The sequence below is a fragment of the Neorhizobium sp. BT27B genome (assembly GCF_050455485.1).
Taxonomy (GTDB): Bacteria; Pseudomonadota; Alphaproteobacteria; order Rhizobiales; family Rhizobiaceae; genus Neorhizobium.
Genome location: NZ_JBCIYT010000005.1, coordinates 155,521 through 174,423 on the forward strand (window position 1 = coordinate 155,521; position 18,903 = coordinate 174,423).

An 18,903-nucleotide genomic window follows, 5' to 3' on the forward strand; every position below is an offset into this window, starting at 1 on the left:
CCGTCACCGTTTGGCTGCATCGCATGACATCCATACGCAAAAGAAAACACCCGCGTCACGAGGCCTGGTTCAGCGAACTATCTCTCGGCAATTCCAGCTGGAGTGGGCTCGCAGGACGTGAAGGGGACAAGCAGTCAGAAGACATCCTGCAAAAGGCATGGGATGCCGGTATCCGTTATTTCGATACCGCACCCTATTACGGCAGCGGTCTGTGCGAGCGTCGCCTCGGTCATGGTCTCGTCTGGCAACAGCGTGAAGATTATCTTCTCTCCACCAAGGTCGGCGTCAATCTCGACCCATTTTCGCGCAAGCCGGGCGTGACACGCCATTACCCGCATCATGCAGGTTTCACACCTGTTTGCGACTACAGTGCAGACGGCATCGCCGCGTCTTTCGAAACATCGCTGCACCGGCTTGGCATTCCGTCAGCCGACATCGCTTACATGCACGGACTTTCGATCTGTGACGGCGGCATGGAGGCGGCGCTTGAAACCGGCATGCCGGCATTGCTCGACCTGCGCGAAGATGGTCGTGTCAGGATGGTGGGTGTCGGGGCCAACACGCCGGAAATCGCCATGGCATTTCTGGAGCGCTACGATATCGATCTTCTGCTGTTTGCCGGCGGCTTTTCCTTGGCCGATCATGCAGGAGCAGAAGCCGTCATCTCGCTTTGCCAGGAGCGTGGCACGGGTGTGATCGCCGCCTCTCCTTTTGGCAGCGGCCGTTATTTCACGCCCGAAAACGAACCGTTTCGCCAGAAACTCCAGGCCCGATGCGCCGAGTTTGGCATATCGGAGAACGCCGCCGTCCTGCAGTTTGGAATGCGATACCCTTCCGTGCTGTCCGTTCTGTGGTCGACCAAGACGCTTGCCAAGGTGGAGCCGACAATAGAGGCAAGCCGGCAGCACATTCCGGACGGTTTCTGGGATGCACTCGTGCAGGATGGCATCATCAAGTTTTGAGCATCATCATTGCGCCTATGTGATCAATTGCCCCTTTTGTAGAATTGTCCGCATCCGATCAGATCGAGACGGCAGCCTGCTTGACTGCCGTCTTGTTGGCGATTTTGTCTCTAGGAAAGCTTACTGTTTCCCGAGACGCGGCTCAGCTTTTAGGCAGGCCCGGAGGGTTAGTGCGTGACTCCGGCAAAGCTTCTTCCGCGAGCTGCCAGCGATCGAGAATTTTGGCATAAACACCATTCCTGATCAGATTGTTGGTCGCCAGCGTCAGCGCATCCGCAAGCCCTGATCCCTTGCGGGTGGCGATGGCGACATCCGAGCGCTCCGGCCAACCGGCCGATAGCGTGCCGACCCGTTTGATGCTCTTGTCGCGCGCGGCGATGTAGACCAGCTGCGCATGCGGCTGCACGATCACGTCGACACGCCCCGCCTGCAACGCAATCACACGTGCTGCCTCGTCGTCATGATATTGCAGTTCGATCGGCTTCAGGCCGGCCGCAACATCTTCCTCACTCCATTTGAGCAGGATGCGCTCCTGATTGGTGCTGGCGCCAACGGTGATGCGCAGGCCGGCGGCATCCTTCGGCTCATTGATTTCTTTGATGGCGCTATCCGCTTTCACGAAAAAACCGTGCAGGCCTTGCCGATAGGTGGAGAAATCGAATTTTTCCTTGCGCAACTCGGTCACGCCGACATTGGAAATGACCGCATCATATTTGCCGGATGCAAGGCCGAGCGGCCAATCTGCCCAGGCCACCGGCAGCAATTCCAGTTCGAGGCCAAGGCTGTCGGCAATGGCGAGCGCATAGTCCGGGTCTGCCCCGACGACCGTTTTTGCGTCCGTGGCATAGGTCGCAAGCGGCGGGCCGCCCGGCGAGACGGCGACCGTCAGCCTGCCCGGGTTGACGAACTTGAAATCGGCGGCAATCGCGGCGATCGCCGCCGGGTCTTTTTCCGCGCGCACCCGCCCGGCCTGGGTCGGCGAGAGATCGAAAATGTCGCCCGCGGCCAAGGCGCCATGGGCCAGAAGCGGCAGCGTGAGGAGGCCGGCGACAATCGCCCGGCCAATATTCCTGTGAAGCGTCATGATTGTTCATCCGATTAAAGGATTGGGGCGCCGGCCGAAAGAGAGCCCGCACCCCGTCAGGCCGTGTCCCCCGACCCGGACATTGTCGGCATCAGCTCTTGGGCAGACCCTGCGGGTTGGTGCGCGACTGCTTGATCGCTTCGGCCGACAGGTTCCAGCGGGCCAGAACCTTGGCGTAATTGCCATTCTCGATCTGGGCATTCAGCGCGGTGGTGATCGCCTCTGCAATGCCGCCATCCTTCTTGGTGGCGACGGCGATTTCTGCGGTTTCCGGCCAGCCGCCGGAGAAGGTGCCGACCTGCCTCGTCTTCTGTTCCTGTGCCGCCTTGAAGGCCGAGGTGGCGTTCGGGCCGAGATAGGCATCGGCGCGGCCGGACTGCAGCGCCACGTCGAGCACGGCCTCATCGTCGTAATACTGCACTTCGCTCGGAGCGAGGCCCTTGGCCTTGTTGGCTTCGATCCAGCGCAGCAGAATCTGTTCCTGGTTGGTGCCGGACGAGACGATCACCTTCAGGCCGGCGACATCTTCCGGCTTGGAAATGCTCTGAACCTTGCTGTTGAGCGGCACGTAAAAGCCGATCAGATCGGTGCGGTAGGTCGAGAAATCGAATTTCTGCTTGCGCTCCTCGGTAACGGTGATGTTGTGGATCGCCGCATCGAAACGGCCCGAGGTGACGCCGAGCGGCCAGTCGGCCCAGGCGATCGGCACCAGTTCCAGCTCCAGCCCAAGACTGTCGGCAACCAGCTGGGCGATGTCCGGCTCGCTGCCGACCGGGGTCTTGTTGTCATCCGCATAAACCGCGAACGGCAGGCGACCGGGGATGGAGGCGACGGTCAGTTTTCCGGGCGTCACGAATTTGAAATCGGCGGGGACCAGCTTGGCTGCGGCCTCGACCTTTTCGGCGCGGACGCGGTCTTTCTGTTCAGGAGAAAGATCGGGGCCTTGCGCATGTGCGGTCGTGGCAAGCGCCGCCGAAAGCGACAGGAGGCCGCCGGCGGCAATGCTGAGAAGTCGTGTTCTGTATGACATCCTGAGTGTTTCCTATTGTTTTGATTAAAGGACTTTGGCGAGGAAGGCGGCCGTGCGCGGATGATCCGGCTGGCCAAAAACCTTGTCCGGCGTGCCGGTTTCAAGGATACGGCCCTGTTCCATGAAGACGACCTGATCGGAGACTTCACGGGCAAAGCCGATTTCGTGGGTGACGATGACAAGCGTGGCACCGGAACGGGCGAGTTCCTTGATGACGTCGAGCACTTCGCCGACCAGTTCCGGGTCAAGCGCCGATGTCGGCTCGTCGAACAGCAGCACTTTTGGCTTGAGCGCGAGCGCGCGGGCGATGGCAACACGCTGCTGCTGGCCGCCCGACAGCTGACGCGGATAGGCATGAGCCTTGTCGGCCAACCCGACGCGGGCCAGCAGATCGAGCGCCTCAGTCTCCGCCTGCCGGCGCGGCAGGCCGCGCACCGTGACCGGCGCCTCGACGATGTTTTCCAGCGCCGTCAGGTGCGGAAAGAGATTGAAATTCTGGAACACCATGCCGACTTCGACGCGGCGTTTCAGGATGTCCTTCTCCTTCAGCTCATAAAGCGTTTCGCCATCCTGCCGGTAACCGATCAGCTCGCCATCGATGGCGATGAAACCTTCATCGACGCGTTCCAGATGGTTGATCGAGCGCAGCAGGGTGGATTTGCCCGAACCGGACTGGCCAAGAATGGTGGTGACGCTGCCGACAGGGATGCGCAAAGACACGTCGTCGAGCACTTTCAGCGGCCCAAAGCTTTTGGAAACGCCATGGATCGTCACCTCGCCGCCATTGGCATGCAGCGGGTTGCGGCCGACAGGTTTTGTTGCTGCCCGTACCACCGGTTCGTCGCTGGCCGTTACGGCAGCGCGTGCCGGGATGAAGCGGCGGGACAGCGCCGAAAAAATCGATGGCGGTGGGTTGCGCAGCGCACCGCGCGAATAATGCCGCTCGATATAATGCTGGATGATCGACAGGACTGTGAGGATCACCAGATACCAGACGGTGGCCACCATCAGCAGCGGAATGACTTCCAGATTGCGGCGGTAGATGATCTGGATCGTATAGAACAGTTCCGGCAAAGCGAGGATGTAGACCTGCGACGTGCCCTTGGCGAGGCCGATGATATCGTTGAAGGCGGTGGGCAGAATGGAGCGCATGGCCTGCGGCAGGATGATGCGCGATGCCTGCCGGTGGCGCGGCAGACCGAGCGCCGAGGCCGCCTCCAGTTGGCCCTGATCCACCGACAGAATGCCGCCGCGGATGATTTCCGATGCGAATGCCGCCTGATTGAGCGTGAGGCCGAGAACAGCGGCGGCAAACGGCGTGATCAGCTGCGTGGTGTTCCAGCTGATGAAGTTGATGCCGGTATAGGGCACGCCGACGGTGATCGTCTCGTAGAGATAACCGAGATTGTTGAGGATCAGCAGCAGCACGATCAGCGGGATCGAGCGAAAGATCCAGATATAGGTCCATGACACGCCGGCCAGAAGCGGCGAGCGCGAGACACGCGCCAGCGCCAGCCCGGTGCCGAGCACGAAACCGAACAGGGCGCCCAGCGCCGTCAGCAGCAGCGTGCGGCCGAGGCCGACCAGAACCGGTTCGGCAAAAAACCACTCGGCAAACACGTCCCAGCCCCAGCGCGGATTGCCGAGAACGGAATGCACGGTTGCGGCGATGACCAGAAGCGCAAAAACGGTTCCAATCGTGCGGGCCGGATAACGGGCAGGCACAACGCGGTAATGGGAATAATCGCCGCGTTTGACCGCCGCCTTGCGGTTTTCATCCACCGGGATGTCGTTGAAATCCGTCGTGATCGTCATCGTGGGTTTCCTTAAGCGCCGTGCAGGGCGGATACCCGGCCGGTCGGCGCGGCGGCAAAATTGCCGGCTGTCAGATGCTTTTCGAAAGGAAGCTGGCGAACTGTCTCGGGATCGGCGGTGGTGTCGTAGAGCGCCGTGTAGCCATTGGTGAGATAGAGGCCGACCGCTTCCGGTTGGCGAAAGCCGGTCGTCAGGTAGATGCGGTTATAGCCTTGCCGAGCAGCCTGCTCTTCCAGTTCCACCAGCACGCGTTTGGCCAGCCCCTGGCGACGAAAACCGGAATGGGTCCAGACACGTTTGACCTCAGTCGTGCCCTCATCCTGGTGGCGCATGAAGGCACCACCGGCGATCGCCTGACCATCGCGCAGCAGCAGCACGAAATTACCGTGCGGTGGCGCAAAAACCTCCGGTCCGTAACGGTTCATCTCCTTGGTCGCGCCTTCGGCATGGAAGAACGTGCCGTAACGGCTGTCATATTCGAAGGTCAGTTCCTCGATCAGCGGCCGCGCCAGCGGATCGATCAGCGTCGTGTAATAAAAGCGATCACTCACAGGTCGCACTCCCATGTTTCGAGCGATGGTTTCGGGCGCTCACGCCAGAAAGGTCTCGGCCAGCCGCGCCCAGTAGCGGGCGGCGGGCGCGATGATGTCGTCGTTGAAATCGTAAAGCGGGCTGTGCAGCGGCGCGCTGTCGCCATTGCCGACGAAGAGATAGGAGCCAGGGCGCGCCTGCAGCATGTAGGCAAAGTCTTCGCTCGCCGTGCGCGGCCGGAAATCGACCGCCACCTGATCCGCCGGAAACGCATCCTCTGCGACGCGGCGGGCGAACCGGGTTTCCTCGACATGGTTGATCACGGGCGGAAAACCCCGGCGGTATTTGACATCCGCCTCCGCCCCAAAACTTTCGGCCTGGGCGCGGGCAAGCGCAGGCACCCGCTCTTCCAGCCGGTCACGAACGGCCGGCGAATAGGCGCGCGCCGTCAGCTTCAGCTCGACGCTGTCGGGAATGACATTGGAGGCCGATCCGCCATGGATCGATCCGACCGTCAGCACCGCCATTTCCAGCGGATCGACATTGCGGGCGACGATGCTCTGCAGGGCGGTGATGAAGGAGGCCGAGGCGAGAACCGGGTCCACCGTTTCATGCGGCGAAGCGCCGTGGCCGCCTTTGCCGATGATACGGATCAGCGCCTGATCGACCGATGCCATGGCCGGGCCCTCGACAAATCCGAACTGCCCTGCCGTCACGCCCGGCCAGTTGTGCAGTCCGAAGACTGCATCGACCGGAAACCGCTCGAACAGCCGGTCCTCGATCATCTTTTTCGCGCCGGCTCCCACCTCTTCCGCCGGCTGAAAGATCAGCGTCAGCGTGCCGGAAAAACGGCCGTGTTCGGCAAGGTAGCGGGCAGCCCCCAGCAGGATGGTCGTATGACCGTCGTGTCCACAGGCATGCATGACGCGCGGATTGTGACTGGCATAGGGAAGATCCGTCGCCTCTTCGATCGGCAGCGCGTCGATATCGGCGCGAATGCCAAGCCGCTTGTCGCCATTGCCGCGCCGCAGCGTGGCGACGACACCGTAACCGCCCACACCCTCCGTCACCTCGTAGCCGTAGGAGAGCAGATATTTGGCGATGACCTTTGCAGTGCGCCCCTCGTGAAAGGAGAGTTCCGGGTACTGGTGCAGATCACGCCGGATCGCCACCAGTTCATCGATGAAGGCAAGGATCGACCGTTCGGCGTCGTCGCTATGACGCGCGCCGTCAATATGGATATTCATGATTTTCGCTTTCCGAAGGTTGGTGCCGACGGTTTGCCGCCGGCTGGTTCACCTTTTCAGAGTGTTATGCGCGGGCTTTTTCGACCTCGCCGCCGGCTCCCGCATAGACGCTCTGGCGGTATGGAAGGCCGAGGTTTTCACGCAGCGTGCTGCCCTTCAGTTGTGGGTCGAAATAACCGCGCTCCTCCAGGATCGGCAGAACGAAACGGGCAAAATCGTCGAGCCCCTCGGCAATCACCGGGAAACCGAGGATGAAGCCATCGGCCGCGCCGTTTTCGAACCATTCGATGAGTTTCGAGGCGACCGCATCCGGCGTGCCGACAAAACCTTCGCGCGGCGTGGCGGCTGCCAGCGCGGCTTCCCGCAGCGTTTGCCCCTGCTCTTTCGCCACCTGCTTGATGCGGTCGGTCGTCGAGCGAAAGCTGTTTTTGCCGATATCACCGAGTTCCGGGAACGGCGCATCGAGATCGTAGACGCTGAAATCGTGGTGATCGAAGAAACGGCCAAGATAGGCGAGTGCCTCGTCGATCGAGATCAGGTTGCGGATGACCTCGTATTTTTCTTCCGCCTCGGCCTGCGTCCGGCCGATGATCGGGCCTATGCCAGGGAAAATCTTGACGTCATCGGCAGAGCGCCCCTGCGCCACCGCCGACTGTTTGACCCGGCGTGAAAAACTTTGGTTGTCTTCCAGCGAAACGCCGTTGGTGAACACCGCATCGGCGTGTTTGCCGGCAAGTCCCACACCTGCATCCGAAGACCCGGCCTGAAAGATGACCGGCTGGCCCTGCGGCGAACGCTGGATATTGAGCGGGCCTTCCACCTGGAAGAACCGGCCCTTGTGACCCAGTGTGTGCAGTTTCTCCCGGTCGAAGAACTTTCCGCTGTCGCGGTCACGGGTAAAGGCATCGTCATCCCAACTGTCCCACAGGCCACGAACGACTTCCAGATATTCGTCGGCGATCTCGTAACGCAACGCATGTTCCGGGTGGTTGCGGCTGTAGTTTTTCGCGGTCCCTTCCAGCGGCGTCGTCACCGCGTTCCAGCCGCCGCGTCCGCCGCTGATCAAATCCAGAGAGGCGAACTGTCGGGCGATGGTGAAAGGGTCGCTATAGGAGGTGGAGACCGTGCCGGCGAGGCCGATCCTGCTTGTCACTGTTGCCAGCGCCGAGAGGATGGTGAGCGGCTCGAAACGGTTGAGGAAATGCGGGATCGACTTTTCGTTGATGTAGAGCCCATCGGCAACGAATGCAAAGGCAATACCCGCCGCTTCCGCCTTCAGGGCGTTCGTCTTGAAGAAATCGAGGTTGACGCTGGCATCGACCGGGCTTTTGGGGTGACGCCACGCATTCATATGGCCGCCCGCGCCCTGCAGCATGATGCCGAAAGTGATCTTCTTGGTCATCAGATGTCTCCTTTTGGAAGTCAGGCTGCAGCAGACAGAGGCTTGCGCGCCAGAAGCTCGATGGATGCCAGTCGCCGGTCGGTGCCGACGGCCGGCGGTTCGAGGATGAATTCCTTGATGCCGTGGAGTGAGGAAAGGCGTGAAAGTTCGGCGTGGATGCTGTCCGGCGTGCCGTGCAGCACGCTCGGCTTGCGCTCCTCGATGCGGAAATCCTTGGCTCCGGCCTGCCGCGCAAACTCTTCCGCCTGCTCACGACGGCCGAGGCTGACCGATTGGCCGTTGTCGAGAAACACCTTGAAGATTTTCAGTTCCGACACCCGCGCTGCCGCATCCTCGGCACTTTCTGAGGCGTAGGCCGCCAAAGCCAGGATCGGCGACCTGCCGCCGCTCTGTTCACGGTAGGTCTTGAGGCTGAGCGCCAGATTTTCCGGGTCGCCATTAAGGTGCCCGGCAAAAACGAAATCCCAGCCATGCGTCGCTGCCAGTCGTGCGCTGTCCGGGCTGGCACCCAGCAGAAAACGCTCGGCCGCCACCAGCGGCTGCGGGCCGGAAAAGGCACGCTCTGCCGACCGCTGCGCATCCAGCGCATGCGCGAGATATGCCTGCAACTCGGCAAGCTGCGCCGCGAAATCCGGTTTTTCGGCGCGATAGGCCTGCAGCGCCGAGGTCGATTGCGGCAGCCCTCCGGGCGCCTTGCCGACACCGAGATCGACGCGCCCCGGCGCCAGCGAAGACAGCACGTTAAAAACCTCGGCCACCTTGTAGGGACTGTAATGTTGCAGCATGACGCCGCCGGAACCGACGCGGATGCGCGAGGTGTGCGACAGGATCCAGGCGATCAGCACTTCCGGCGCGGAGCTGGCCAGTTCGGTACTACCGTGATGCTCGGCCACCCAGAAACGGTGATAACCGAGTTCTTCCGCCCGCTTTGCCAGCTTGACCGTGTTGGCCAATGCCACGACCGCGCTTTCTCCGGAAAATATCGGGCTCTTGTCGAGCAGGCTCAATGCATACATCGTCGCCTCGTTGGCAGTTTCGATCATGCATCTATTTGTCTACTGATTTAGTGTAATATGAAGGGCGTTAATTCCGATTGACGCGGCAAGGAGAGAAAATCCTTTTCTCCATGTCGGATTGAACGAGCAATTTGGAACCGGCAAAACGGAACAGCGGACGAAAGCCGCTTCTCGCTGTGACGCCTGGACACGCCATGGCACAGCAGGAAGCGGCCTCCCTGCTTTTATGGGCGCTTAGTGGCTCCCGAGAGATCCGCCTGATCCGCAACGATGGCAACCGCCTCATTGCGAAGCACGTCCTTGGCGTTCTTGCGCGCATTTTCCATCGCCAGATCCGCACTCAAGCTGCGCTCGTTCGACTGCAGGCCGTCATCGTCCTGCGGCGGCGTGCCATCGGCCTGCTGGCGCGCCTTGAGACGCTCCGTCAGGGCAGCCATTTCCTTGCGGCGCTCCGTCTCATTGAGCGAGACGGTGCGCTTTTCGCGCTGGACCTTGAGTTCGTTGGCATCCTCGACAAAGCGCTGGAAATCAGCGTCCGATTTAACGCGTGCGTCATGGCGTTCCTGCAATTGCGGCACCAGCGCCTTCAAATCGCCTGAGGCCTTGTGCTTTGCGGGCTTGATCTGCGTCCATGGCAGAGCATTGTCATAGCTCGCCTCACCAAACGCCTTCGGGTCTGCCAGCGCCGGCAGATTGATATCGGGGGTCACGCCGCGCAACTGCGTCGTGCCACCATTCACGCGGAAAAACTGCGCGATGGTCAGCTTCAGTTCACCGAGATCAGCATCGCTGTTCTTGACCATGCGGTCCAGATTGACGACGGTCTGAACGCTGCCCTTGCCGAAGCTCGGATCACCGATGACCACGCCACGACCGTAATCCTGTATCGCCGCTGCAAAAATCTCGGAGGCGGATGCAGAGCCACGGTTGATCAGAACGCCGACCGGGCCGGTCCAGGCGGGCTTTGGCAGATCGTCACTTTCGATCCTGATTTCGCCTTCGGCATTGCGCTGCTGGACCACCGGCCCCTTGCCGACGAACAGGCCCGTCATTTCGACGGCCTCGGAGAGCGAGCCGCCGCCATTGTCACGCAGATCGATCAGAACGCCATCGACATTTTCCTGCTTCAGCTCCTCAAGCAGCTTGGCAACATCACGGCTGGCGCCGCGATAGTTCTTGTCGCCTTTCTGCCGTGCCTCAAAATCCTCGTAGAAAGCAGGAAGCGTGATCACGCCGATCTTGCGCGCGACACCATTGTCTTCGACAGGCAAAACGGCCTTGCTGGCCGCCTGTTTTTCGAGGCTGATCTTTTCACGCACCAGGCTGATGACACGGTGCGTGCCGCTTTCACCAGCGTCGGCCGGCAGAACATCCAGCCGGACAACGGAATCTTCCTTGCCGCGGATCAACTGCACGACTTCATCGAGGCGGGTGCCGACGACCTCTTCGATCGCGCCCTCTTCGCCCTGGCCGACACCGATGATGCGATCACCGACCGCAATCTTGCCGGACAGCTGCGCCGGACCACCTGCAACAAGCTCGCGGATCGTCGTGTAACCATCGCGGTCCTGCAACACCGCACCGATACCAACCAGCGAAAGCTTCATCGAGATATCGAATTCGGCAGCCGCCCGCGCGCCGAAATAGTCGGTGTGCGGATCGACGGACGTCGTATAGGCCGCCATGAACGACTGAAAGACGTCGTCGCTCTTATAGGTGTAAATGCGGTCGAGAATGTTCTGGTAGCGCTTGTTGAGCGTCTTGCGAATTGTTTCTTCGTTCTGGCCGGCAATTTTCAGCCGCAGCCAGTCGCTCTTGACGCGTTTGCGCCACAGCTCATGGCTTTCCTCCTCGGAACCGGCCCAGGCAGCATCTTCGCGCAATATCGAAAACTCTTCCTGCACGGTGAAATCAAAATCCTGTTTCAGCAGGTTCTGCGCATAGGTCATGCGATCGACGACACGCTGGGAATAGGTTTTGAAGATCGAAAACGGGATCGACAGATCTTCGCCGAGAATGGCGTCATCCATCTTCGTGCTGTCGGCCATGAACGCATCGATGTCAGCCTTGGCGAACAGCATCCTGTCCGGATCGAGCGACTTGATGAACTGGTTCATGATCTTGCCCGACAAGGCATCGTCGAGCGGAACCGATTTATAGGCATAACGCGTCAGGAATTGCGCGCTCAGATGGGCCGCCTGCGCCTGTCGCTCCACCGGCGCCAGTTCCGGCAGCTGCTTCGGTTCCAACGAATAGGCGGGCGTTGCAAGCGAAAGAATTAAGCCGATAAGACCGTATCGTATTTGCATTCAGCTATGACCTCGTTTGCAATATCGGGATTGTCCTTGAGGTGTAGGTGGAGCAATTGGGGCGTTTTGGCAACTCACGAAAGGGAGCGCACGCAGGCTATCCATGACGAGATCCGATGAAATCACCTTGAAAATCAGAGCGAGGCGGCAGCACGGGCGGCCTGATCATAATGACCGGAGAGTGCACGCAGCCGTGCCGCAACTTCCGAAAGCGCCTCGGCAGACACTTCCGTCGCCAGCAATGACTTGACCAAAAGGCTTTCTCGCGTCGACTTGTAGCGGGCACAGGCCTGCGATCCGGCTTCCGTCACCATCACCAGCTTTTCCTTGCCGCGACGACCGGATTTGATCAGCTTCAGCCGCTCCAGCTTTTTCAGCGCATAGGTCACGACATGCGTATCCTCGATGTTGAGGACGAGCGCGATGTCGGCCAGCGTTTTTGGCTTGTTGCGGCTATTGATGTTGTGCAGGACGAGAATATCGACCGGTGACAGATCAGGCACGCCCGCCGCCGCCATACAGCGCACCATCCAGCGGCTGAAAGCATGGTTGAGCATGGTGAGGCCGAACTCGATCTCGGAAAGGGCTGGAAGCGCACCGCTCGCCAGATGCTCCGAAGAGACGATCGGGCCGAGTGTGTCGATAGGTTTGGACATGATCTCCTCCGGAAAAAACGGAAGCGCCGCCACTATAGCAGCGGCGCCCCGGCTTACTTCTTGTATGCGTCGAGAATGGCCTGACCTTCGGCACCGGCCTTCTTCGACCAGTCTTCCGTCAGCTTGGCGCCCACGCCCGACAGGCCGGTCTTCAGCTCAGTGCTCGGCTCCAGAACCTGCATGCCGTTTTTCTTCAGCGTCTCCATGTAGGACGCGGTCCGTTCGACGGCGAGCGCCCAACCGCGGGTTTCGGCGGCAGCCGCAGCATCCGTCACAGCCTTCTGCGTGGCTTCATCGAGCGCGGTGAAAGCTGCCTTGTTGACGAAGATGACGTTCTTCGGGATCCAGGCCTGGGTGTCGTAATAGTGGGTAAGCGATTCCCAGATCTTGGAATCGACGCCAGTCGCCGACGAAGTCATCAGTCCGTCGACGACACCAGTCGCCAGTGCCTGCGGCAGTTCTGCCGCCTGGACGGTGACCGGTTGGGCACCAACCAGCTCGGCGATGCGAGACGTGCCGACGTTATAGGCGCGCCATTTCAGGCCCTTAAGGTCGGCAACGCTGTTCACGTCCTTCTTGGTGAAAATACCCTGCGGTGGCCATGGTGTCGTATAAAGGAGTTTCAGTCCCTGCTTGTCGAGCGCCTGTTCGATGGCAGGCTTGGAAGCGTCCCAGAGCTTCTTCGACTGGTCGAAGCTGGTGGCAAGAAAGGGGACGACGTCGAGGCCGAAGATCGGGTTCTCGTTCTCGTGCAGCGACAACAGCACTTCGCCGGCCTGCGCCTGGCCTGTCTGCACCGCGCGCTTGATATCCGGTGCCTTGAACAGCGAGGCGTTGGGATGAACCGTGATCTTCAGCTCGCCCTTGGTCGCCGCATCGACGTCCTTGGCGAACTGGTTGAGGTTTTCGACGTGATAGTTTGCCGGCGGATAGGCGGACGGCAGGACCCAGTTGGCTGCAAACGACGACGCCGTCGTCGACAGAAGCGCTGCCGCGGCGAAGCCGAGACGGGCAATTTTCCCAGTTACGTTCATGTGTTCAGTTCCCTCTCTTGTTATCCCGGAAACGCCATTCTCGGCAGTACCATCACGATATCCGGGAAAACCGTGATGATGGCGACTGTCGCCACAAGCAGGAAGAAAAACGGCAGCGAGGCCTTCGCTACCGTCAGGCTGTCGCGCCCGCTCATCGTCTGCAGGACGAAGAGGTTGAAACCGACCGGCGGCGAAACCTCCGCCATCTCGACGATCAGCACCAGGAAGATGCCGAACCAGACGAGATCGAAACCCGCCTGCTGGATCATCGGCAGCACGACGACGGTCGTCAACACGATCATCGACAGGCCATCGAGGGCTGCACCGAGCAGGATATACATGACGGTCAGCACGGCGATCAGCGCGAAGGGGCTGAGGTTAAAACTGTCGACCCAGGCGGCGAGCGCGTTCGGGATGCCGGTATAACCCATGGCGATCGACATGAAGCCGGCGCCGGTGAGGATCAGCATGATCATGCAGGTGAGACGGGTGGCGCCCATCACGCTGTCCCAGAAGGATTTCCAGGTGAGCGAGCGCGACCAGGCGGCAATGCCGAGCGAGCCGAGCACGCCCCATGCTGCGCATTCCGTCGCCGTTGCCCAGCCGAGCAGCAGCGTTGCGAAGACGAGGATGATCAGCAGCGTCACCGGGATGAGGTTGGCGGATTCCTTCAGCTTCTCCTTGAAGGTCATCTTCGGCGGTGCGGGCGGCGTCTTGTCGGGGTTGAGCAGCGACCAGACGGCGATATAACCGCAGTAGAGCACCATGACGATCAGGCTCGGCAGAAAGCCGGCGAGAAAGATCTGGATGATCGAGACGTTTGCCGCCACCGCATAAACGACCATGGTGATCGACGGCGGAATGAGGATGCCGAGCGTACCGGCGCCGGCCAGAGAACCGAGGCTGACCATTTCGTCATAACCGCGCTTCTTCAGTTCCGGCAGGGCGATCTTGGCGATCATCGCCGTCGTGGCGGCCGACGATCCGGAAATCGAGCCGAACAGGCCGCAACCCAGCACGTTGACATGCATCAGCCGGCCCGGAAGCCAGCCGAGCCATGGCGCCAGACCGCGAAACATCTCTTCCGACAGTTTGGTCCGAAACAGGATCTCGCCCATCCAGACGAAGAGCGGCAGGGCCGCGAGCGACCACGAGGCGCCGTTGCTCCACGAATTGGTGGCGAGCACGGCGCCGATCGGGATGCCGGGCATGAAAAGCATGGCGATAAAGCCGCAGATCAGCAGCGAAATGCCGATCCAGACACCGGCGGCAAGCAGGCCCAGAAGGGCCACGAGAATGATGCCGGAGATTTCGACGAGTTCAATCGTTCCCATATCAAGCCCCGCTCTGCATGGCGCGTTCGATGACTTCTTCCGCAGTCTCCGGCGCCGGCTTTTCGTAGCGCGGCATCCCTCCGAAGATCACATGAATAAGCTCGTCGGCCATGGCGATTGCGAGGATGATGAGCCCGCCGGAAAAGCCGATCTGCGGGATCCACAGCGGCATGGCGACGACGCCCTGTGCGAGATCGTTGAACTGCCAGGAGGTGCGGTTCATGTCGAAGGCGTACCAGGCGAAATAAACCGCAGCAGCAGTACCGATGAAAAGCGCCACCGCCTCGAAACTCTGGCGGGTGCGACCGTTAAATCGCTCGATCAGCAGGCCGACGCGGATCATCTCGCCGGAGCGGAATGTGTGGGCCAGACCGAGGAATGCGGACGCGGCCATGCACCAGGAGGCGAAATCGTCGCCGGCCGGAACGTCGATGCCCAGAGGCCTGCCGGCCGACAACGCCAGCATGATGACGAAGATCGCGATGAGAAAACCACCGGCCAGCCAGCCGGATACGAGATACAACCCATCCAGCCCCTTGCGGAGCCATTCGGGGAAAATGCTATGGTGCGGATCAGCGGCGGACATGGCTTGTCCTCCGCTCGTTCGTGCGGAAATCGCTCATGTGGCTTCCCCTCGGTTGCCGTTGCGGGCGCGGCTCTGTCGGCCACTTTGCCCTTTCGATAGGCATGATGATGCAATAGGCAATTTCTTGTCAATCAATCATTGACGTTTTATCGACGAACTGTTTTCGTTGGGTCAGATCGACTGTTACGGGGGCATGACATGGCGAACGGCAAATGGGATTTCTGGATCGATCGTGGCGGCACGTTCACCGACGTTGTGGGCAGAAAACCGGATGGAACGCTCGTTGCGCACAAGGTCCTGTCGGAGAATCCGGAGGCGTATAGGGACGCCGCAGTCCAGGGCATCCGTGAGCTTCTCGGCGTCTCTGCCGGCGCGCCAATCCCATCCGGAATGATCGGCGCGGTGAAGATGGGCACGACGGTTGCCACCAATGCGCTGCTCGAGCGCAAGGGCGAACAGACGCTGCTCGTCACCACACGGGGTTTTCGCGATGCGCTGGCGATCGGCTATCAGGCTCGCGCTGACATTTTTGCCAAGAAGATTATCAAACCCGAATTGCTCTACAGCGCCGTCATCGAAGTCGATGAACGCGTGCGCGCCGACGGCACTGTCGAGGCGGAGCCCGACGAAACGGCAATACGCGCTGACCTGCAGGCGCAGTTCGATGCCGGCATCCGCGCCGTCGCGATCGTTTTCATGCATGCCTATCGTTACCCGGCCCATGAACAGCGCGTTGCCCTTATCGCCCGCGAGATCGGCTTCACCCAAGTCTCTGTCAGCCATGAGGTTTCGCCGCTGATCAAGCTGGTCGGCCGTGGCGATACCACCGTCGTCGATGCCTATCTGTCGCCGATCCTGCGCCGTTATGTCGAGCAGGTGGCGAGCGAACTCGGCGCTGACGCGAATAACGCCGGAGAAGACGGCCCGCAGCTGATGTTCATGCAGTCTTCCGGCGGACTGACGGCGGCGCGGCTGTTCCAGGGCAAGGATGCAATCCTGTCCGGCCCGGCCGGCGGCGTGGTTGGTGCGGTGGAAACCTCGCGGCTTGCCGGTTTCGACCGGATGGTCGGCTTCGACATGGGCGGCACGTCCACCGACGTCTCCCATTATGACGGCGAACTGGAGCGTTCCTTCGAGACGGAAGTGGCCGGTGTGCGCATGCGCGCCCCGATGATGTCGATCCACACGGTGGCCGCTGGCGGCGGCTCGATCCTGCATTTCGAGAACAGCCGTTTTCGCGTCGGACCCGATTCCGCCGGTGCCAATCCCGGCCCCAAGGCCTATCGCCGCGGCGGACCTCTGACCGTTACCGACGCCAATGTCATGCTCGGCAAGCTGTCGCCCGATCTCTTCCCGAGGATTTTTGGACCCAACCGTGACCAGCCGCTCGATGCCGATGCCGTGCGTACCGCTTTCGAGGACATGGCCAGGGTGGTCGGTGACGGCCGCACGCCGGAACAGGTGGCCGACGGTTTTCTCGCCATCGCGGTGGAAAACATGGCCAATGCGGTGAAGAAGATCAGCGTCCAGCGCGGTTATGACGTCACCCATTATGCCCTCACCTGCTTCGGCGGCGCCGGCGGCCAGCATGCCTGCCTTACCGCCGATGCGCTCGGCATCTCGACCGTGTTGATCCATCCTTTCTCGGGCATTCTTTCCGCCTATGGCATGGGGCTTGCCGATATCCGCGCCACCCGCCAGCGCACGGTGTCGGAGGGGCTGGAAACCGCCCTCGCCGCACTTGGCCCCGTTCGCGACGAGTTGACGGCAAGCGTGCTGGACGAGATGGCGAGCCAGGGCGTCGCCAAGGCCGATACCGACGTCGCTCACCGTGCGCATCTACGCTATCAGGGCACGGACACAACCCTGTCCGTCACCGTCACCGATGCGGCCGAGATGACCGCCGCTTTCGAGACGGCACATAAAAAGCAGTTCGGCTTCATCTTCGAAAACCGCGAGATCATCTTCGAAGCCTATGAGGTCGAGGCGATCGGCGGTGGCGCGGATTCCTCCGAGCCCGAATTTGCGCTCGACGCCGCCGCGCCGAAATCCGCGGAAAGCTCGAAATTTTTCTCCGGCGGTGCATGGCGCCAAGCGCCGATCTACCGCCGGGCGGAGATCACGCCGGGCGCCCGTGCCGTTGGCCCCTGCCTGATCGTCGAACCACATCAGACGATCATCGTCGAAGACGGCTGGGCTTTCGAGATCACCAAACTGAACCATGTCGTGTTGAAGCGCGTCACCGAGCTTTCCCGCATAAATGCCGTCGGCACGCAGGCCGATCCGGTTCTGCTCGAAGTGTTCAACAACCTGTTCATGTCGATCGCCGAGCAGATGGGCGTGACGCTGCAGAATACGGCATCCTCCGTCAACATCAAGGAACGCCTCGACTTTTCCTGCGCCGTGTTCGACGAGAACGGCGCGCTTGTCGCCAATGCCCCGCATATGCCGGTGCATCTCGGTTCGATGGACAGGTCGGTCGAAAGCGTGATCGCCCAGAACCAGGGGAAAATCCGGCCCGGTGACGTGTTCGCACTCAACGCGCCCTATAACGGCGGCACGCATCTGCCCGATATTACTGTGGTTACCCCGGTCTTCGACGATGCAGGCCAGAAGATACTATTTTACGTCGCCTCGCGCGGCCATCATGCCGATGTCGGCGGTACGGCGCCGGGGTCGATGACGCCACTGGCCACCACCGTCGACGAGGAAGGCGTACTGTTCGACAACGTGCTGCTGGTCGATCGCGGCCGGTTCGACGAGGCAGGCATTACCAGCCTGCTCTCCAACCATCCCCACCCGGCCCGCAACGTGCCCCAGAACGTCGCAGACCTTCGCGCCCAGATCGCCGCCAACGAAAAGGGCGTGCACGAGATGCGCAAGATGATCGCGCAGTTCGGGCTTCCCGTGGTGCAGGGCTATATGGGCCATGTGCAGGACAACGCGGAAGAAAGCGTGCGCCGGGTTCTGGAAAAGCTTGGAGACGCCGAGTTTGCCTACACCACCGATCAGGGCAGCACGATCCAGGTGAAGATCACAATCGACAAGGAAAGCCGCGAGGCCACCGTCGATTTCACCGGCACCAGCGAGCAGCAAAAGAACAATTTTAACGCTCCGGAACCGGTGACGCGCGCCGCCGTGCTCTATGTCTTCCGCGTCATGGTGGAAAGCTCGATCCCGATGAATGCCGGCTGCCTCAAGCCGATCCGCATCATCGTGCCGGAAGGCTCGATGCTGAAGCCGCAATATCCGGCGGCGGTCGTTGCTGGCAATGTCGAGACCTCGCAGCATGTCACCAATGCGCTGTTCGGCGCGCTTGGTGCGATCGCCGCGAGCCAGGGAACGATGAACAATCTCACCTTCGGCAATGCGACCTACCAGTATTACGAGACGCTGTGCTCCGGCTCACCTGCTGGCCGGTTCAACGACGGCAGCGGTTTTGCCGGCACGGATGCGGTGCATGTCCATATGACCAATTCGCGCCTAACCGACCCGGAAATCCTGGAGACGCGCTATCCGGTGCTGCTGGAGGATTTCCACATCCGCGAAAACTCCGGCGGGACGGGCACATTTCCGGCCGGTGACGGCACGAAAAGAACGATCCGCTTTCTTGAAAAGATGGATTGCGCCATCCTTTCCTCGCACCGGACGATCCGCCCGCATGGATTGGACGACGGCGGCGAAGGCGAACTCGGCCTCACCACCGTTCGACGTCTCGACGGCACTTTGGAAGAACTCGCAGGTTGCGCCCAGACACTGATCGAAGCCGGCGAAGCGGTCACGGTCGTCACACCGACGGCCGGCGGTTACGGCAAGCGGGTTGATGTATCCTGAGACCCACCGGTGATGCCCCGGAGAAATTGAACGCCTGAGACAGAAACGGCCCGAAAATCGCAA

14 protein-coding genes are annotated in these 18,903 nt (G+C 61.0%); 2 read left to right on the forward strand and 12 right to left on the reverse strand.

Translation table 11 applies throughout. The features are described from left to right. Positions 1-23: 23 nt before the first annotated feature. The gene (locus tag AAIH70_RS15110) at positions 24-962 is read left to right on the forward strand and encodes an aldo/keto reductase (RefSeq protein ID WP_430034542.1); all 939 of its coding nucleotides are present in this window, start codon (positions 24-26) and stop codon (positions 960-962) included. A 142-nt stretch (positions 963-1,104) separates the two neighbouring features. On the opposite strand, the gene AAIH70_RS15115 is transcribed toward AAIH70_RS15110, so the two are convergent. From AAIH70_RS15115 to AAIH70_RS15170, 12 genes are all read right to left on the reverse strand, one after another. Further along, a complete protein-coding gene (locus AAIH70_RS15115) occupies positions 1,105-2,046 on the reverse strand; it encodes an ABC transporter substrate-binding protein (RefSeq protein ID WP_132274089.1) in 942 nt (313 codons plus the stop codon). Between the two features lie 91 nt (positions 2,047-2,137). Further along, entirely contained in the window at positions 2,138-3,076 is a 939-nt protein-coding gene (locus tag AAIH70_RS15120) for an ABC transporter substrate-binding protein (protein ID WP_132274092.1), read from the reverse strand. 24 nt (positions 3,077-3,100) lie between these two features. Beyond that, a complete protein-coding gene (locus tag AAIH70_RS15125) occupies positions 3,101-4,891 on the reverse strand; it encodes an amino acid ABC transporter permease/ATP-binding protein (RefSeq protein WP_132274095.1) in 1,791 nt (596 codons plus the stop codon). Positions 4,892-4,902: 11 nt separating this feature from the next. Then, the gene (locus AAIH70_RS15130; RefSeq protein ID WP_132274098.1) at positions 4,903-5,442 is read right to left on the reverse strand and encodes a GNAT family N-acetyltransferase; all 540 of its coding nucleotides are present in this window, start codon (positions 5,440-5,442) and stop codon (positions 4,903-4,905) included. A gap of 39 nt (positions 5,443-5,481) precedes the next feature. Next, positions 5,482-6,669, reverse strand: coding sequence for a M20 aminoacylase family protein (locus AAIH70_RS15135; RefSeq protein WP_132274100.1), 1,188 nt, complete (start codon positions 6,667-6,669; stop codon positions 5,482-5,484). 64 nt (positions 6,670-6,733) lie between these two features. Then, positions 6,734-8,071, reverse strand: a complete 1,338-nt coding sequence (locus tag AAIH70_RS15140) for an LLM class flavin-dependent oxidoreductase (RefSeq protein ID WP_165932022.1) — start codon at positions 8,069-8,071, stop codon at positions 6,734-6,736. 20 nt (positions 8,072-8,091) lie between these two features. Beyond that, positions 8,092-9,087 carry an MsnO8 family LLM class oxidoreductase gene (locus AAIH70_RS15145; RefSeq protein WP_132275792.1) on the reverse strand — a complete coding sequence of 332 codons (996 nt, stop codon included), beginning with the start codon at positions 9,085-9,087 and terminating at the stop codon, positions 8,092-8,094. 224 nt (positions 9,088-9,311) lie between these two features. After that, positions 9,312-11,396 (reverse strand): carboxy terminal-processing peptidase, encoded by a 2,085-nt coding sequence (locus tag AAIH70_RS15150; RefSeq protein WP_132274106.1) that lies wholly within the window; start codon positions 11,394-11,396, stop codon positions 9,312-9,314. A 134-nt stretch (positions 11,397-11,530) separates the two neighbouring features. Next, positions 11,531-12,052, reverse strand: coding sequence for a winged helix DNA-binding protein (locus AAIH70_RS15155; RefSeq protein ID WP_132274109.1), 522 nt, complete (start codon positions 12,050-12,052; stop codon positions 11,531-11,533). A 53-nt stretch (positions 12,053-12,105) separates the two neighbouring features. Beyond that, a complete protein-coding gene (locus AAIH70_RS15160; protein WP_132274112.1) occupies positions 12,106-13,086 on the reverse strand; it encodes a TRAP transporter substrate-binding protein in 981 nt (326 codons plus the stop codon). Positions 13,087-13,106: 20 nt separating this feature from the next. Beyond that, positions 13,107-14,420, reverse strand: coding sequence for a TRAP transporter large permease (locus AAIH70_RS15165; RefSeq protein WP_132274114.1), 1,314 nt, complete (start codon positions 14,418-14,420; stop codon positions 13,107-13,109). A gap of 1 nt (position 14,421) precedes the next feature. Continuing rightward, entirely contained in the window at positions 14,422-15,006 is a 585-nt protein-coding gene (locus AAIH70_RS15170; RefSeq protein WP_132274117.1) for a TRAP transporter small permease, read from the reverse strand. 198 nt (positions 15,007-15,204) lie between these two features. Between AAIH70_RS15170 and AAIH70_RS15175 the strand changes: the two genes are divergently transcribed. Next, positions 15,205-18,840, forward strand: a complete 3,636-nt coding sequence (locus tag AAIH70_RS15175) for a hydantoinase B/oxoprolinase family protein (protein ID WP_132274119.1) — start codon at positions 15,205-15,207, stop codon at positions 18,838-18,840. The last annotated feature ends 63 nt before the right edge of the window (positions 18,841-18,903 follow it).

Bases quoted from the DNA above. Each gene is read 5' to 3' on its own strand.
- AAIH70_RS15110 (WP_430034542.1), top strand. From the start codon at position 24: ATGACATCCATACGCAAAAGAAAACACCCGCGTCACGAGGCCTGGTTC.
- AAIH70_RS15115 (WP_132274089.1), bottom strand. From the start codon at position 2,046: ATGACGCTTCACAGGAATATTGGCCGGGCGATTGTCGCCGGCCTCCTC.
- AAIH70_RS15120 (WP_132274092.1), bottom strand. From the start codon at position 3,076: ATGTCATACAGAACACGACTTCTCAGCATTGCCGCCGGCGGCCTCCTG.
- AAIH70_RS15125 (WP_132274095.1), bottom strand. From the start codon at position 4,891: ATGACGATCACGACGGATTTCAACGACATCCCGGTGGATGAAAACCGC.
- AAIH70_RS15135 (WP_132274100.1), bottom strand. From the start codon at position 6,669: ATGAATATCCATATTGACGGCGCGCGTCATAGCGACGACGCCGAACGG.
- AAIH70_RS15140 (WP_165932022.1), bottom strand. From the start codon at position 8,071: ATGACCAAGAAGATCACTTTCGGCATCATGCTGCAGGGCGCGGGCGGC.
- AAIH70_RS15145 (WP_132275792.1), bottom strand. From the start codon at position 9,087: ATGTATGCATTGAGCCTGCTCGACAAGAGCCCGATATTTTCCGGAGAA.
- AAIH70_RS15150 (WP_132274106.1), bottom strand. From the start codon at position 11,396: ATGCAAATACGATACGGTCTTATCGGCTTAATTCTTTCGCTTGCAACG.
- AAIH70_RS15155 (WP_132274109.1), bottom strand. From the start codon at position 12,052: ATGTCCAAACCTATCGACACACTCGGCCCGATCGTCTCTTCGGAGCAT.
- AAIH70_RS15160 (WP_132274112.1), bottom strand. From the start codon at position 13,086: ATGAACGTAACTGGGAAAATTGCCCGTCTCGGCTTCGCCGCGGCAGCG.
- AAIH70_RS15165 (WP_132274114.1), bottom strand. From the start codon at position 14,420: ATGGGAACGATTGAACTCGTCGAAATCTCCGGCATCATTCTCGTGGCC.
- AAIH70_RS15170 (WP_132274117.1), bottom strand. From the start codon at position 15,006: ATGTCCGCCGCTGATCCGCACCATAGCATTTTCCCCGAATGGCTCCGC.
- AAIH70_RS15175 (WP_132274119.1), top strand. From the start codon at position 15,205: ATGGCGAACGGCAAATGGGATTTCTGGATCGATCGTGGCGGCACGTTC.